15 protein-coding genes are annotated in these 14,861 nt (G+C 68.1%); 6 read left to right on the top strand and 9 right to left on the bottom strand.

The genetic code is table 11. The features are described from left to right. Window positions 1–4 precede the first annotated feature (4 nt). The 3 genes from ACHZD8_RS10050 to ACHZD8_RS10040 all read left to right on the top strand — a co-directional run bounded on the left by ACHZD8_RS10050 (window position 5) and on the right by ACHZD8_RS10040 (window position 4,107). Entirely contained in the window at window positions 5–1,420 is a 1,416-nt protein-coding gene (locus ACHZD8_RS10050) for an aspartate aminotransferase family protein (protein ID WP_394770378.1), read from the top strand. Window positions 1,421–1,621: 201 nt separating this feature from the next. Continuing rightward, entirely contained in the window at window positions 1,622–2,995 is a 1,374-nt protein-coding gene (locus ACHZD8_RS10045) for an NAD(P)/FAD-dependent oxidoreductase (protein ID WP_394770225.1), read from the top strand. 80 nt (window positions 2,996–3,075) lie between these two features. After that, complete coding sequence (locus tag ACHZD8_RS10040) at window positions 3,076–4,107, top strand: hypothetical protein (RefSeq protein ID WP_394770223.1); 1,032 nt, start codon at window positions 3,076–3,078, stop codon at window positions 4,105–4,107. 2 nt (window positions 4,108–4,109) lie between these two features. Here the strand turns inward: ACHZD8_RS10040 and ACHZD8_RS10035 are convergent, their stop codons facing one another. The 3 genes from ACHZD8_RS10035 to ACHZD8_RS10025 are packed head-to-tail and all read right to left on the bottom strand — an operon-like array spanning window position 4,110 to window position 8,430. Next, a complete protein-coding gene (locus ACHZD8_RS10035) occupies window positions 4,110–6,107 on the bottom strand; it encodes an ABC transporter ATP-binding protein (protein ID WP_394770222.1) in 1,998 nt (665 codons plus the stop codon). After that, window positions 6,104–7,837 (bottom strand): ABC transporter ATP-binding protein, encoded by a 1,734-nt coding sequence (locus tag ACHZD8_RS10030; protein WP_394770377.1) that lies wholly within the window; start codon window positions 7,835–7,837, stop codon window positions 6,104–6,106. Before ACHZD8_RS10030 ends, ACHZD8_RS10035 begins: the two co-directional genes overlap by 4 nt. A gap of 2 nt (window positions 7,838–7,839) precedes the next feature. Further along, on the bottom strand, window positions 7,840–8,430 hold the full coding sequence (locus ACHZD8_RS10025; protein WP_394770220.1) for a TetR/AcrR family transcriptional regulator: 591 nt from the start codon (window positions 8,428–8,430) through the stop codon (window positions 7,840–7,842). Window positions 8,431–8,511: 81 nt separating this feature from the next. Here ACHZD8_RS10025 and ACHZD8_RS10020 point away from each other — a divergent pair, with 81 nt between their 5' ends. Further along, on the top strand, window positions 8,512–9,426 hold the full coding sequence (locus ACHZD8_RS10020) for an NADP-dependent oxidoreductase (protein WP_394770218.1): 915 nt from the start codon (window positions 8,512–8,514) through the stop codon (window positions 9,424–9,426). Window positions 9,427–9,665: 239 nt separating this feature from the next. On the opposite strand, the gene ACHZD8_RS10015 is transcribed toward ACHZD8_RS10020, so the two are convergent. Next, on the bottom strand, window positions 9,666–10,637 hold the full coding sequence (locus ACHZD8_RS10015; protein ID WP_394770217.1) for an aldo/keto reductase: 972 nt from the start codon (window positions 10,635–10,637) through the stop codon (window positions 9,666–9,668). Between the two features lie 134 nt (window positions 10,638–10,771). Between ACHZD8_RS10015 and ACHZD8_RS10010 the strand changes: the two genes are divergently transcribed. Then, a complete protein-coding gene (locus ACHZD8_RS10010; RefSeq protein WP_394770215.1) occupies window positions 10,772–11,287 on the top strand; it encodes a methylated-DNA--[protein]-cysteine S-methyltransferase in 516 nt (171 codons plus the stop codon). 47 nt (window positions 11,288–11,334) lie between these two features. Beyond that, on the top strand, window positions 11,335–11,928 hold the full coding sequence (locus ACHZD8_RS10005) for a DNA-3-methyladenine glycosylase I (protein WP_394770376.1): 594 nt from the start codon (window positions 11,335–11,337) through the stop codon (window positions 11,926–11,928). 12 nt (window positions 11,929–11,940) lie between these two features. Here the strand turns inward: ACHZD8_RS10005 and ACHZD8_RS10000 are convergent, their stop codons facing one another. From ACHZD8_RS10000 to atpD, 5 genes are all read right to left on the bottom strand, one after another. Continuing rightward, window positions 11,941–12,396, bottom strand: coding sequence for a DUF5684 domain-containing protein (locus ACHZD8_RS10000; protein ID WP_394770214.1), 456 nt, complete (start codon window positions 12,394–12,396; stop codon window positions 11,941–11,943). Between the two features lie 54 nt (window positions 12,397–12,450). Next, window positions 12,451–13,200, bottom strand: coding sequence for a YaaA family protein (locus ACHZD8_RS09995; protein WP_394770213.1), 750 nt, complete (start codon window positions 13,198–13,200; stop codon window positions 12,451–12,453). After that, window positions 13,200–13,721, bottom strand: coding sequence for an AAA family ATPase (locus ACHZD8_RS09990; protein WP_394770211.1), 522 nt, complete (start codon window positions 13,719–13,721; stop codon window positions 13,200–13,202). Before ACHZD8_RS09990 ends, ACHZD8_RS09995 begins: the two co-directional genes overlap by 1 nt. Window positions 13,722–13,734: 13 nt before the next feature. After that, window positions 13,735–14,001, bottom strand: coding sequence for a F0F1 ATP synthase subunit epsilon (locus tag ACHZD8_RS09985; RefSeq protein WP_147784893.1), 267 nt, complete (start codon window positions 13,999–14,001; stop codon window positions 13,735–13,737). Between the two features lie 2 nt (window positions 14,002–14,003). Further along, the coding region (atpD, locus tag ACHZD8_RS09980; protein ID WP_394770209.1) for a F0F1 ATP synthase subunit beta at window positions 14,004–14,861 on the bottom strand (858 nt) is incomplete at its 5' end.

The following is a 14,861-nucleotide window of genomic DNA, read 5'->3' as shown; positions in this document are numbered from 1 at the left end:
GACCATGCCAACCCCCGTCGAGCCGTCCACCCGCCCGCTCGACCACGACGAAGCCGACCTTCAGCGCAAGGCGAAGGACCACCTCTGGATGCACTTCGCGCGCCAGTCCGTGATGGAGGACGGCCATGGCGTGCCCATCATCGTCAAGGGCAAGGGCCACCACATCTGGGACAGCAAGGGCAAGAAGTACTTCGACGGCCTGAGCGGGCTCTTCGTGGTGAACGCCGGCCACGGCCGCATGCGCCTCGCCGAGGTCGCCGCCAAGCAGGCCGAGGAACTCGCGTTCTTCCCGCTCTGGTCTTACGCGCATCCGTCCGCCATCGAGCTCGCCGACCGCCTCGCGCACTACGCGCCCGGCGACCTCAACCGGGTGTTTTTCTCCACGGGCGGCGGTGAGGCCGTCGAGACGGCCTTCAAGCTGGCCAAGTACTACTGGAAGCTCAAGGGCCAGCCGACCAAGCACAAGGTGATCTCGCGCAACGTGGCCTATCACGGCACCCCGCAGGGCGCCCTGGCCATCACCGGCATCCCGGCGATGAAGGCCATGTTCGAGCCGGTGACCCCCGGCGGCTTCCGCGTGCCGAACACCAACTTCTACCGCGCGGCCGAGATGGGCGCGCCGAGCGAAGACCTGGAGGCCTTCGGGCTGTGGGCCGCGAACCGCATCGAGGAGATGATCCTGTTCGAGGGACCGGAGACGGTCGCCGCGGTCTTCCTGGAGCCGGTGCAGAACAGCGGAGGATGCTTCCCGCCGCCGCCCGGATACTTCAAGCGGGTTCGCGAGATCTGCGACCAGTACGACGTGCTGCTCGTGAGCGACGAGGTCATCTGCGCCTTCGGACGCATCGGCGAGTTCTTCGCCTGTGACGCCTACGACTACGTGCCGGACATGATCACCTGCGCGAAGGGGATGACCAGCGGATACTCCCCCATCGGCGCGACCATCGTGAGCGAGAAGATCTACGAGCCGTTCAAGCACGGCAACGCGTCGTTCTATCACGGCTACACGTTCGGCGGGCATCCCGTGTCGGCCGCGGTGGCCCTCGCCAACCTCGACATCTTCGAGGAGGAGCGCCTGAACGAGAACGTGCGCGAGAACTCGCCGGCCTTCCGGGCGACGCTCGAGAAGCTCCTCGACCTGCCGATCGTCGGCGACGTGCGCGGTGACGGCTACTTCTTCGGAATCGAGCTGGTGAAGGACAAGGCGACACGGGAGACCTTCGACGACGCCGAGTCCGAGCGACTGCTTCGCGGATTCATGTCCAAGGCGCTCTTCGAGGCCGGGCTGTACTGCCGGGCTGACGACCGCGGGGACCCCGTCGTGCAGCTCGCCCCGCCGCTCACGATCGGCCAGAAGGAGTTTGACGAGATCGAGGGCATCCTGCGCGGAGTGCTCACCGAGGCCTGGACCCGCCTCTAGCCTCGAAGCTGGTTCGCGCCACCCGAGCGGTAGCGCGAACCGGCCTTCCGAAATCCATGCATTCTTCCGGCGACACGGCTCAGGCGACACGAATGACGGCGTGTCGCCGAGAAATGCATGGATTTCGGAAGGGGACGAAGGGGTCAAGGGGACGCGCAAGGACAGGGCAGATGGGATGTCGACGATGATCGGGGCGCGTTCGTGACCTACCGGGACCTGAGCTTCTGGTTCGATTCCCTGGCGGAGTCCGGCGCCGACTCCCTCGAGCCGCGGGCCGCCCTGCCCGGCGACCGGGATGCCGACGTCGCGATCATCGGCGGCGGCCTCACCGGACTCTGGACCGCGTACTACCTCGCGAGGGCAGACCCGGCCCTGCACATCGTCGTGCTGGAGAAGGCGATCGCCGGATTCGGGGCATCGGGACGCAACGGCGGCTGGTGCTCCGCCCTCTTCCCCGCGAGCGCCGGCGCGCTCGAACGCCGCCATGGGCGGGATGCCGCGGTCGCCATGCGACGGGCGATGGTCGATACCGTGGACGAGGTCGGTCGCGTCGCCGCGGCGGAGGGGATCGACTGCGACTACGTGCGGGGCGGCACGCTGGCGTTCGCGCGCAGCCCGCTGCAACTGCGCGAGGCGGCGGCGGAGGTGGAGGATGCCCGGCGCTTCGGCGTGGACAACCTGGAGCTTCGCCGCGCGGGCGCCGTCCCGAAGGGCGCTGCCGGCGCCATCGGGGCGGCCTACGACCCGGCCTGCGCGCGGGTGCAGCCCGCCAAACTCGTGCGCGGACTCGCCGACGTCGTCGAGGGTCTCGGAGTCACGATCTTCGAGCAGACCGAGGTTCTGGACTGGGCCGACCACCGAGTCACGACGGCTCGGGGCACTGTCAACGCGCCCGTCGTGGTGGTCGCGACCGAGGGCTACGGCGCGACAATGCCCAGGACCCGGCGCCGAATCCTGCCGCTCTACTCGCTCATGATCGCCACCGAGCCGCTCGGTGACGATGTCTGGGCCGAGATCGGGATCGAGCACGGGCAGACCTTCACCGACTATCGCCACCTGCTCATCTACGGCCAGCGCACCGCCGACAATCGTTTCGCCTTCGGGGGCCGAGGCGCCCGCTACCACTGGGGCAGCAGCATCCGCCCGGACTACGACCGGGTTCCGCACGTCTTCGAGCATCTACGGAAGACCCTCCAGGATCTGTTCCCGGCGGCGGAGGGGGCGGCGGTCACCCATCGCTGGGGAGGCCCGCTCGGCGTGCCACGCGACTGGCACGCCGCGGCCAGCTTCGACCGTGCGAGCGGGATCGCCTTCGCGGGCGGCTACGTCGGCGACGGCCTGAGCACCACCAACCTCGCCGGCCGAACGCTCGCCGACCTGATTCTCGACCGCGACAGCGAGCTCACCCGGCTGCCCTGGGCCAACCATGTCTCGCCAGACTGGGAGCCGGAACCGCTGCGCTTCATCGGCTCCAATCTCGGTCTTGCCGCGATGGGTGCCGCCGACGTGGAGGAGAAGATCACGGGACGCGCGTCGGTGCTGGCGAAACTCATGGGGCCCCTCGTCGGACACTGACGCCGACCGGGGAAGGCCGAGGCGGTCCTGCTAGCATTTCGAAGCCGCTGGGGTCGGCGGCGGCCGCGATCGAGGAGACCATGACACTGTTCGAGGGGGTCGACGAAGCGTACCCGGCGCCGACGCGACGCCGCCGGGGACTGCTGTCGCGCGTCATCCCCACGGTGATCGCCCTCCTGCTGGTGGCCGCCGGCGCGTGGGGCCTGGTGAGCTTCCAGCGCCTGGTCGACCAGTACACGGTCTGGACCTTCACCCCGTCGGCCGCGGCGGAATCGATCGCCGACGGATCGCGGATGACCGCGGAGGGGCGCTTCCTGTTCTTCGCGAGCAAGCCGGCGGTGGAGCCGGCCGCCCTCTTCGACTCGAGCTGCGCGAGCGAGCAGGAGGGCAGCGGGATCCTGGGCTGCTACCTGCCGACCGGCCGCACCATCCACCTCTTCGACGTCACGGACGACCGCCTCGCCGGCCTCGAAGACGTCGTCGGCGCGCACGAGATGCTGCACGCGGCCTGGGACCGGATGAACACGCTCGACCGCCAGCAGCTCATCCCCGAGCTCGAGGCGGCCGCGAGCCGGCTCGCCGGAAACGCCGACTTCACCAGCCGGATGGCGTACTACGCGAAGGCGGAACCTGGCGAGCGCGACAACGAGCTGCACTCGATCATCGGCACGGAGGTCGCATCGATCGGCCCGGCCCTCGAGGCGCACTACGCCCAGTACTTCACGGACCGCGCGGCGGTCGTCACCCTGCACGAGAAGTCGGATGCGGTCTTCACCGACCTGCAGGCCCGCTCGGCAGCGCTCTCCACCGCCATGGCCGCGCTCAAGGCGGAGATCGACACCGAGTACGCCGCGTACTCCTCCGGCTATGAGGGGCTCAACGCCGACGTGCTCGCGTTCAACGCCCGCACCGACTGGACCTCGAACGCGGAGGTCGGTCGCGCCAGGCGCGCCCTGGAGGCCCGGAGGGCGGCGCTCGACGCCCAGTACGCCGACGTCGTCGCGAAACACAACGAGTACAACGCGGACCACGCGGCCCTCACCGCGCTCACCGACCAGACCAACGAGCTCTACAAGGGGCTCAACCTGCAGCCGGCCCTGCCGAGCAAGTAGGCCTAGAGTTCGGCGTTGGCGGGAGCCGCGAACTGCGCGTTGTACAGCCGGAAGTACGCCCCCTCCGCGGCGAGCAACTCGGTGTGCGTGCCCTGCTCGACGATGGCGCCGGACTCCATGACCAGGATCAGGTCGGCATCCCGAATCGTGGACAACCGGTGCGCGATCACGAAGCTCGTGCGGTCGGTGCGCAGGGCCTGCATGGCCTTCTGCACCAGCAGCTCGGTTCGCGTGTCGACCGAGCTCGTCGCCTCGTCGAGGATGAGCACGCTCGGTTTCGCGAGGAACGCCCGCGCGATCGTGATGAGCTGCTTCTCACCCGCGCTCACATTGGACGCCTCGTCGTCGAGCACCGTGTCGTAGCCGTCGGGCAGCGCGTGCACGAAGCGGTCGACATAACAGGCGGTGGCCGCCTCCAGTATCTCCTCCTCGGTGGCTCCGGTGCGCCCGTAGGCGATGTTGTCCCGGATAGTGCCCCCGAAGAGCCAGGTGTCTTGCAGCACCATCCCGAGCTTCGACCGGAGGCTGTCCCTGGTCATGGTAGTGATATCGACGCCGTCGAGGGTGATGCGCCCGGAATCGAGCTCGTAGAAACGCATCATCAGATTCACGAGGGTGGTCTTGCCCGCACCGGTCGGGCCGACGATCGCGATGGTCTGACCGGGATTCGCCACGAGTGACAGGTCGTCGATGAGCGGGGTCTCCTGGTCGTACCGGAAGCTCACGTGTTCGAAGGCCAGGCGACCGGGTCCGGCCGCCGGAGCGGTCGCGTCGCGGGCATCCGGCGACTGTTCCTCGGCGTCGAGCAGCTCGAAGACGCGCTCGGCGCTCGCCACACCGGACTGTAGAAGGTTGGCCATCGAGCCCAGCTGGCTGAGGGGCTGAGTGAAGTTGCGCGAGTACTGGATGAACGCCTGCACGTCGCCGATCCCGAGGGATCCCGAGGCGACCTTCAGACCGCCCACCACCGCGATCGCGACGTAGACGAGATTGCCGACGAACATCATCGACGGCATGATGATGCCGCTGATGAACTGGGCGCTGAAGCTCGCCTGGAACAGCTCCTCGTTCTTCTCGGCGAACCTCGCGGTGACCTCGCGCTGGCGCCCGAACACCTTCACGAGGGCATGCCCGGTGAAGGCCTCCTCGATCTGGCCGTTGAGGGCTCCGGTGTGCGCCCACTGAGCGACGAACTTCTTCTGCGAGCGCTTGGCGATCGTCGCCGTGATGAAGAGCGTGAGCGGCACGGTGACGAGGGCGATGAGCGCAAGCTCCCACGAGATGGTGAACATCAGCACCAGCACTCCGAGCACCGTGAGCACCGAGGTGATGAGCTGGCTCAGCGTCTGCTGCAGGGTGGTCGAGATGTTGTCGATGTCGTTGGTCACCCGGCTGAGCAGCTCGCCTCTCGGGGTCTTGTCGAAATAGCCGAGCGGCAACCGGTTGATCTTCGACTCGACGTCGCGGCGCATGCGGTAGACGGTGCGCTGGGTGACCCCGTTGAGCACGAATCCCTGCAGCCACTGGAACACCGAGGCAAACACGTAGAGCCCGAGGATCATCAGGAGCAGGTTGCCGAGCGCCGTGAAGTCGATGCCGTGCCCCGGATTCAGGTTCACGCCGCCGAGGAGTCTCGCCTGCGCGTCCTGCCCGTTCGCCTTGAGCCCGGCGATCACCTGCGCCTTTGTCGTTCCGGCCGGGAGCTTCGAGGAAAAGTACCCGTCCACGATGAGGTTCGTCGCATTGCCCAGGAGCTTGGGGCCGGCGACCGAGAGTGCGACGCTGACCACCCCGAGAAGCACCACGCCGATCACCTTGAGACGCTCCGGGCGCAACTGCCCGAGGAGACGCTTCGACGACGCCCGGAAGTTCATCGACTTCTCGACGGGCATGCTCATGCCGGCCCACGGGCCGCCACCTCCCGGCCCCCGGCGAATCGGCGGACGACCCTGGGCCGATGAACTCTCGGCCGATGAGCCCCGTGTCGATGTCTGGCTCATGCCACTTCCTCCGCTCGCAGCTGGCTGCCGACGATCTCGGCGTAGGTCGGATTCGACTCGACGAGTTCGTCGTGCGTTCCCCTGCCTACAATCTCCCCGTGTTCGAGCACCAGGATCTCGTCGGCACCGATGATCGTCGAGACCCGCTGGGCCACGACGATCACGGTCGCGTTGGCGACCCTCTGCGCGAGCGCGAGCCGGAGTCGGGCGTCGGTCGCGGTGTCCAGGGCGGAGAACGAGTCGTCGAAGACGTAGATCTCGGGGGTCTTCACGAGCGCTCGCGCAATCGCCAGACGCTGTCGCTGGCCACCGGAGAGGTTCGTGCCGCCCTGGGCGATCGGGCCCTCGAGCTTCTCGGGCATCTCGGCCACGAAGTCCCTCGCCTGGGCTATGTCCAGCGCCTCCCAGATCTCCTCGTCCGTCGCATCCGGCTTTCCGTAGCGCAGATTGGATGCGACGGTGCCGGAGAACAGGTACGGCTTCTGCGGGATGAGGCCGATGCGACTCCAGAGCAGGTCGGGTTCGAGCTCGCGAACATCCACGCCGTCGACCAGGACCGCACCCTCCGTCACGTCGAAGAGGCGCGGGATCAGGCTCACGAGCGTCGTCTTGCCCGCGCCGGTGCTGCCGATGATGGCGGTCGTGCGTCCAGGCACGGCATCGAAGTCGAGATGGTGGAGCACCGGGGCCTCCGCGCCCGGGTAGGAGAAGCTCACGTCGCGGAATTGCACGGTGCCCTTGCCGCGCAGCGACGTCACCGGCGCGTGGTGGAGCACCACGCTCGACTCGGTGTCGAGCACCTCGGCGATGCGGTCGGCCGAGACGGCCGCGCGCGGAATCATTATCGACATGAAGGTGGCCATCATCACGGCCATGAGGATCTGGATGAGATAGCTCAGGAAGGCGATGAGGGCACCGATCTGCATCGAGCCGTCGTTGATGCGGAACGAGCCGAACCACAGAACGGCGACGCTCGTGACGTTGACCACGAGCATCACCACGGGGAAGACGAGGGCGAAGAGCCGCCCGGAGCGCAGGCCAGTGAGCGTGACGCCCATGTTGGCCTGCTCGAAGCGCTCGGTCTCGACGGTCTCGCGCACGAAGGCTCGCACGACACGGATGCCGGTGAGCTGCTCGCGCAGAACCTGGTTGACCGTGTCGATCTTCTTCTGCATCAGGCGGAACTGGGGCACCATCCGCACGATGATGAGCGAGATGGACAGCAGGAGCACCGGAACGGCCACGACGAGCAGCCAGGACAGCCCGACATCCTGCTGGAGGGCGGCGATGACGCCGCCGATCGCGAGGATCGGGGCCGAGACGAGCAGCGTGCAGGTCATGAGCACGAGCATCTGCACCTGCTGCACGTCATTGGTCGTTCGCGTGATGAGCGACGGTGCGCCGAACTTCGACACCTCCCGCTCGGAGAAGGCGCCCACCTGGTGGAACACCGCTCCGCGCAGGTCGCGCCCCAGGGCCATCGCGGCCTTCGCCCCGAAGTAGACGGCGATGATGGCGCAGGCGACCTGACCGAGCGTGATGAGGAGCATCACCACGCCGAGGCGCAGGATGTACGCCGTGTCCCCCTTGGCCACTCCATTGTCGATGATGTCCGCGTTCAGACTCGGAAGGTACAGCGACGCGATCGACTGGGCGAACTGGAACACCACCACCCCGAGCAGCAGTCGCCCGTGGGGTCGGAGGTAGGTGCGCAAGACGGTGAGCAGCATGGTCATTCCTCGTTGTCTTCGTCGGGTCGGGCGACGATCCCGTGCAGGATGATGTCGCTGAGTTCGTCGGTGGAGAGCGGGTGCGAATCGTTGAACGGGCCGATGGACGAGGCGAATGCGATGATCCGCACGAGGTAGGCGACCTTCGTGGGGTCGAGCCTCAGCCTCGCCGCCTCCGGCTCGAGCACCTCGGCCACGATCTCGGCGAACTCGTTGTGCCCCCCGTGGCCCGGCGGGCGACCGGTCATGCCGATCGCCGACATGATGCCGATGATCCCGGTGAACCGGGACCTCAGGTGGAACAGGATGTCGTGCACCTTCTGCTCGAGCGGGAGATCCGGGTCGATCGACCGGAGTGCGGTGCGCAACGGCAGCGGATCGAGGAACTTGTCCACCGCGGCCTGGATTATCGACTCCTTGTCGCCGAAGGCGCGGAAGATGGTTCCCTCGGCGATTCCCGCCTCGTCGGCGATCTGCCGGGTCGTGATATCGCGGCCGTGTTCGAGGATCAGCGGGATCACGGCATCCACGATCATCGCCCGTCGGTCATCGAGCGGGAGGGGCCGCGCCCGGCTGATCTTCGTCAACTCCACGACGCAATCCTAAATGAGTGAGCACTCACTCACAAGGGCGGGGAGGCACAATGGAAGGAATCCGATTCTAGGGAGCACACCGTGTCGAGAGCAGTCCAGTTCAGCCGCAACGGCGGGCCCGAAGTCCTCGACGTGGTCGAGGTGGACGAGCCGCACGCCGGTGCCGGCACCGTGCGGGTCCGCGTGCGGGCGGCCGGGCTGAACGCCTTCGACTTCAAGGTGCGGCAGGACGCCTCCTATCTCCCCTCGAAGAAGCTCCCGAGCGGCCAGGGCCACGAATTCGCCGGCGTCGTCGACGAGGTCGGCGACGACATCGAGGGCGTCGCGGTCGGTAATGAGGTGCTCGGCTGGGTCTCCTTCGCCGCGCAGGCCGACTACGTTGTCGTGCCGCCCAGCCAGCTCGCGCCTAAGCCGGAGGCGCTCGACTGGGCGAGGGCGGCCGGCATCGGCCTCGTCGGCAACACCGCGAGGAGGGCGACGGATGCCGTCTCCCCCGGCCCCGGCGACACCGTGCTCGTCAGCGCGGCGGCCGGTGGTGTCGGACTCCTGGAGTGCCAGCTCGCCATCCGCGCCGGCGCGACCGTGATCGGCACGGCGAGCGAGGCGAACCACGAGTTTCTGCGCAGCCTCGGCGTGATCCCGGTCGCCTACGGACCCGGCCTCGCCGACCGGGTGCGCGCCGCGGCCCCCGAGGGCATCACGGCGGTGCTCGACAGCGCAGGAGAGGAGACCGTGCTGCTCGGCCTCGAGCTCGGCGTCGACCCGAAGCGCATCAACACGATCGTCTACTACGAGGGCGTGGACAGGTACGGCATCCAGGCGGTTGGCGGCGGCAAGAAGACCTCGGCGGAACTCGCCGAACTCGCCGAACTCGTGGCCGACGGAGAGCTCGTGCTGCCGATCGCCGCGACCTTCCCGCTCGGCGAGGTTCGCGAGGCGTACACGCAACTCGAGTCTCGCCACCTCCTCGGCAAGATCGTGCTTCTCACCGACTGAGACCGGCCCCGCCCTGTGCCCACCCCACTCATCCGTCACCAACTGCTCGCTGGGGGTCCCCAGCCGACACTTACCGACGGATGAGTTGGGCGCGCGGGTTCACTTCTTGGCCGAGTTGCCCGCCGGTCGCCTCGCGCTCGCTGACCCGCCTCCCCACTCAACCGTCACCAACTGCTCGCTGGGCGCCCCCAGCCGACACTTACTGACGGATGAGTTGGCGGCGCGGCGCCCGACGCCGGTCAGCTCGGGTTGGCGAAGAGCTCCGAGATCTCGGCGATGTCGGCGACGGTCGGTGCCCACTCGTTGGCCGCGGCGATGTTCTGCACGATCTGCTCCGGCTTGGTGACGCCGGCGATCACGCTTGTGAGGCCGGGCTGGGCGAGCAGCCAGGAGAATGTGGCGGCAAGCATGCTCACGCCGCGGTCGGCGCAGAACGCCTCGTACTTCTCGATCGTGTCCCAGGGGGCCGTCTCGATCAGGTGCGGGCGGATGGCCATGATGCGGCTGTCCGCCGGGCCTCCCTCCCGACTGAACTTGCCGGTGAACAGCCCGTTGTAGAGCGGGAAGAACGGCAGGAATCCGAGGCCGTAGTGGTTGACAGCCGGAAGCACCTCCGCCTCCACGCCGCGAGCGAGCAGCGAGTACTCGTTCTGGGCGGAGATGAACTTCGGATGCCCGCCCAGGATCGCCTTGTACTCGGCGTCGGCGATCTGCCAGCCGGTGAGGTTCGAGTGCCCGATGTAGCGCACCTTGCCCTCGGTGATCAGGTCGTCCAGCACCGAGAGGGTCTCCTCGATGGGGGTGTTCGGGTCTGGCACGTGAAGTTGGTAGAGGTCGATCCAGTCCGTCTGCAGGCGACGCAGCGACGCCTCTACCGCGAGGCGCACATACCGTCGCGACCCTCGGGCGCCCCAGTCGGGCCCGTTCGCACCGGCCATGTCCATGCCGAACTTGGAGGCGAGCACGATGTCGCCCCGGCGGCCCTTGAGCGACTTGCCCATGAGCGTCTCGCTCAGGCCGCGCTCGCCGCCGTAGATGTCTGCGGTGTCGAAGAGGGTGACCCCGGCATCGATCGCCGCCGAGATGACGGCATCGGTGCCGGCCTGGCTCTCCGTCGTCGTCTTCGGGCGCCCGAAGTTGTTGCAGCCGAGCCCGACCGTTGACACGATGAGGCCGGACCGGCCGAGGGTGCGGTACTGGATGTCAGTCATTCCTCCAGCCTAGATCGCGGTGGTCGGCCCCCGCGACGTGCTCCAGTCCTCCACCGGCGGCCGTCAGCCGGGCCCAGCACCCGATGTCCGAAAACCGCCGGAAGCACGTCGGGGGCCGCGGCTACAGTCGAGTCATGACTTCAGAAATCATCGGGCCGATGCCGCCCGCGCAACTTCGTCGATTGGAGTCCCCCATCGGCAGGATCGAATTGACCGGAGACGGCACCGCCGTCACCTCACTCACCATCGAGCGAGCCGGCCACCTCCCCCTCGAAGAATTCCCCGAGGCGAGCGACGACGTGCTGGACCGGGCGGCGGCCGAGCTCGTCGAGTACTTTGCGGGCACCCGCACCAGCTTCGACGTTCCGGTGGCCGTGACGGGCACCGCCTTCCAGAGGGCGGTCTGGGCGGAGCTCGCCGAGCTCGAGTTCGGCGAGGTGATCTCGTATGGGGAGTTGGGTCGCGCCACGGGCCGGCCGTCCGCCGGTCGGGCGGTCGGTGGGGCCGTGGGCGCCAACCCCGTGCCGATCATCATCCCCTGCCACCGGGTGCTCGCCTCCAACCAGCGCATCACCGGCTACAGCGGCGGCAACGGCATCCCGACCAAGGTGTGGCTCCTCGACCACGAGGGGATCGTGCACGCCTCGTGACGGAGCCGGAGACCACGCAGAACCCGGGCGACGAGCAGCCGCCGGCCGTGGGCGAGGGTAGAACCGCCGTCGCCGTCGGCGAGGACAGCGTGCCGCGCTGCGCCTGGGGCTCGAGCGATCCGGAATACCGGCGCTACCACGATGAGGAGTGGGGGTTCGAGCTGCACGGAGACCGGCCGCTCTTCGAGAAACTCAGCCTCGAGGGGTTCCAGGCCGGGCTGTCCTGGATCACGATCCTCCGGCGCAGGCCGACCTTCCGACTCGTGTTCCACGACTTCGACATCGACCGGGTGGCCGCCATGGACGACTCCGAGGCCGAGGCCCTCATGCAGGACCCGGGCATCATCCGCAACCGGGCGAAGATCAGCGCGACGATCGGCAACGCGCGCATCGTGCAGGAGCTCGTGCGGCAGACCCCCGGTGCCCTCGACGAGCTGATGTGGAGCTTCGCGCCGAGCGCGGGGCGAGCCCGCCCGCGGGGCTTCGGCGACATCCCCGCCGTGACTCCCGAGTCGACCGCCATGAGCAAGGCGCTGAGGTCACTGGGCCTGCGCTTCGTCGGTCCGACGACCCTCTACGCGCTCATGCAGTCGGCGGGCATGGTCGACGACCACGTCGAGGGGTGCTGGCGGGCGGCCTGACCCGAACCGGGGTCAGGCGGCCGTCGGCGCGGGAACGTTGGGTCCGTAGAGCGGCCGGACGGCCATCTTCTCCGGCTCCCACCGGGAGCCGTCGAAGGCGATGATCCCGATCCAGATCACCGGCAGGAAGATGTAGAGCAGAAGCCAGCCCACGCCCGGCTTCTGGAAGGCCGAGCCGACGTGCCAGGCGGCGATGCAGGCGAACACCGCCGCGACGATGTTCACGCCGGGAATCAGGCTCAGCAGCGCGAGCCAGCCGAGCTGTCCGCCCATCTCGAAGAACACCCAGTAGTTGAACACCGGCACCCAGGCCTTCCACGGGAGCACGCCGGCCTTGGCGAAGATGCGGGACAGCATCCAGGCGACGAGGGCGTATGCGCCGAGGAACAGCACCAGGTAGACGACGATGAAGACCAGCACCAGTGCCGCGGCCGCCGCGGCGTCCGGTCCGTATCCGTTGTCGTTCATCTGAACCCCTCTTCGTTCGTTCCCGGTGAGACGGGCCCACGACATGGCCCGACGTCAGTCAACCACGAGTTCGAGCTCCGACTCACCCTTTTTCGTGACCCGGATTCCCTCCGCCGCCGCCCAGTCGAGAAGCGATTCCACGGACGAGTGGTCGATTCCTGCCTCGATGAGTCGCCGCACGAAGAGGCCCTTGCCCTTCTTGTTAAAGTGGTTGAGCGCGCGCACCCGGCCGTCCGGTCCCTCTGCCGCCACCCGCACGAAGAAGGCGTGCCGGTCCGGCGGGATCGGACCGAGCTGCACGTAGGCCTCAGAGCGCAGGTCCAGGATGAGCCCGTCGCGCCCGGCGAGCACCGACGACACGGCGTCGCGCCAGGTCGAACGCAGCGCGAGATCTGGCAGTCGGGAGTTGTGGGAGAGGCGGTACGCGGGAATGGGGTCGTCCGCCCCGACGAGGCCGAACAGCGCGGAATGCACCGCCACGTGCTCGGCGGCGAACGCGAGGGCCGGCCCGTCGAGCGACGCGGCATCGAGGGCGTCATAGAGCACCCCGGTGTACCTCAGCAGCGCGGGCATCGTGCGCGAGGTCGCCAGCTGCCGGTTGCGGTCGACCTCGAACGACTGCTGCGGACCGAGTCCCAGGGCCGCGGACATGGTGGCCCGATTGCGCGCCAGGCGGCGGGTCGACGCGAGCACCGCCCTGCGGGCGCGCGAGAGCTCCGGATGCCCGAGCAGCGCCAGATCGAGGGTCGACCCCTCAGCCCCGCCGTCTCGTTTCGTCTCGGAGGGGGGAAGCAGAATCAGCATCAGGAGGCGATGAACGCCATCGCCGCGTCGACGTTGAATCCGATCGGGTTCACGGAGTCGAGGGTGATGCGGGCGACGGCCGCGCTCGGCCCGCTCCACGGATCGTACTCGTCCACGCGCTGCTCCACCGCGTTCCAGTTCACCTCGGAGAGGTGCGGCAGCCGACGCTCACGCGATTCCAGTCGGGAGCGGTGAAGTTCGACGTCCGAACAGATCACCTCGATGAACTTGAGCACCTCGCCGCGATCACGCGCCAGGTTCACCCACTGCTCGCGCGCCGGATCCACGGCGTTGACCGCGTCCACGATCACATCGTGGCCGGCGTCGATCACGAACTCGGCGAGCTTCTCGGCCACGAGGTACGCGGCGAGCCCCGTGGGCTGGTCGCTGTCGATCCCCGCGCTCAGGATCGCGGACTCGATCGGGTCGACCGAGATCACCGAGGCTCGCAGACGACCGCCGACGATCTCGGCGATCGTGCTCTTGCCGGAGCCCGGAAGCCCGGCCATCGCGATCAGCACGTGCGGACCCCGGCTACGCCGTGGCGAGCTCGGCGTACCGCGCGACGATCGTCACGGTGTCGTGCTCGACCGACAGGAATCCGTCGTCTGCCTTCGCCCGCACCACCGTGCCACGGGGATCGGTGATCCGCACCTCGCCGGCGGCCAGGATCGCGAGCAGCGGCTCGTGCCCGGCAAGGATGCCGATCTCGCCCTCCGTCGTGCGAGCCACGACCATCGACGCCGCGCCGGACCAGACGGACTGGTCGGCCGACACGACTGTCACCTGGAGCTCGGCCATGCTTAGCCGTTCTCCTTCTGGATCTTCGCCCACTGCTCTTCGACGTCGTTGATGCCGCCGACGTTGAAGAAGGCCTGCGTCGCGACGTGGTCGAAGTCACCGCGCACGATCGCGTCGAAGGACTCGATGGTGTCCTTGAGCGGCACCGTCGATCCCTCGACACCGGTGAACTTCTTCGCCATGTAGGTGTTCTGCGACAGGAACTGCTGGATGCGGCGGGCGCGGGAGACGGTGATCTTGTCTTCCTCGGAGAGCTCGTCCACACAGAGGATCGCGATGATCTCCTGCAGTTCCTTGTTCTTCTGCAGGATCGCCTTGACGTTCGTGGCGACGCGGTAGTGGTCGGCACCCAGGTAGCGGGGGTCGAGGATGCGGCTCGTGGAGGTGAGCGGGTCGACGGCCGGGTACAGGCCCTGCGACGCGATCTCGCGGCTCAGTTCCGTGGTGGCGTCGAGGTGCGCGAAGGTCGTGGCCGGCGCCGGGTCGGTGTAGTCGTCTGCCGGCACGTAGATGGCCTGCAGCGAGGTGATCGAGTGGCCGCGGGTGGATGTGATGCGCTCCTGGAGGATGCCCATCTCGTCGGCGAGGGTCGGCTGGTATCCCACGGCGGACGGCATGCGCCCGAGCAGGGTCGAGACCTCGGAGCCGGCCTGCGTGAACCGGAAGATGTTGTCGATGAAGAGCAGCACATCCTGGTTCTGCACATCGCGGAAGTACTCCGCCATGGTCAGGGCCGACAGCGCGACGCGAAGACGCGTCCCCGGCGGCTCGTCCATCTGGCCGAACACCAGCGCGGTCTTGTCGAAGACGCCCGCCTCTTCCATCTCGAAGATGAGGTCGTTGCCCTCACGGGTGCGCTC

Source organism: Lacisediminihabitans sp., from assembly GCF_043726815.1.
In the GTDB taxonomy this organism is placed as follows: domain Bacteria; phylum Actinomycetota; class Actinomycetes; order Actinomycetales; family Microbacteriaceae; genus Lacisediminihabitans.
The sequence above is the reverse complement of the archived record's forward strand: the minus strand, read 5'-3'. Positions and strand labels throughout refer to the sequence as shown.

Excerpts from the sequence above, each read along its gene's own strand:
- ACHZD8_RS10015 (WP_394770217.1), bottom strand. The coding sequence starts at position 10,637 with ATGACTGACATCCAGTACCGCACCCTCGGCCGGTCCGGCCTCATCGTG.
- ACHZD8_RS09995 (WP_394770213.1), bottom strand. The coding sequence starts at position 13,200 with ATGCTGATTCTGCTTCCCCCCTCCGAGACGAAACGAGACGGCGGGGCT.
- ACHZD8_RS10030 (WP_394770377.1), bottom strand. The coding sequence starts at position 7,837 with ATGCTGCTCACCGTCTTGCGCACCTACCTCCGACCCCACGGGCGACTG.
- ACHZD8_RS10000 (WP_394770214.1), bottom strand. The coding sequence starts at position 12,396 with ATGAACGACAACGGATACGGACCGGACGCCGCGGCGGCCGCGGCACTG.
- ACHZD8_RS10035 (WP_394770222.1), bottom strand. The coding sequence starts at position 6,107 with ATGAGCCAGACATCGACACGGGGCTCATCGGCCGAGAGTTCATCGGCC.
- ACHZD8_RS10040 (WP_394770223.1), top strand. The coding sequence starts at position 3,076 with ATGACACTGTTCGAGGGGGTCGACGAAGCGTACCCGGCGCCGACGCGA.
- ACHZD8_RS10050 (WP_394770378.1), top strand. The coding sequence starts at position 5 with ATGCCAACCCCCGTCGAGCCGTCCACCCGCCCGCTCGACCACGACGAA.
- ACHZD8_RS10010 (WP_394770215.1), top strand. The coding sequence starts at position 10,772 with ATGACTTCAGAAATCATCGGGCCGATGCCGCCCGCGCAACTTCGTCGA.
- ACHZD8_RS09985 (WP_147784893.1), bottom strand. The coding sequence starts at position 14,001 with ATGGCCGAGCTCCAGGTGACAGTCGTGTCGGCCGACCAGTCCGTCTGG.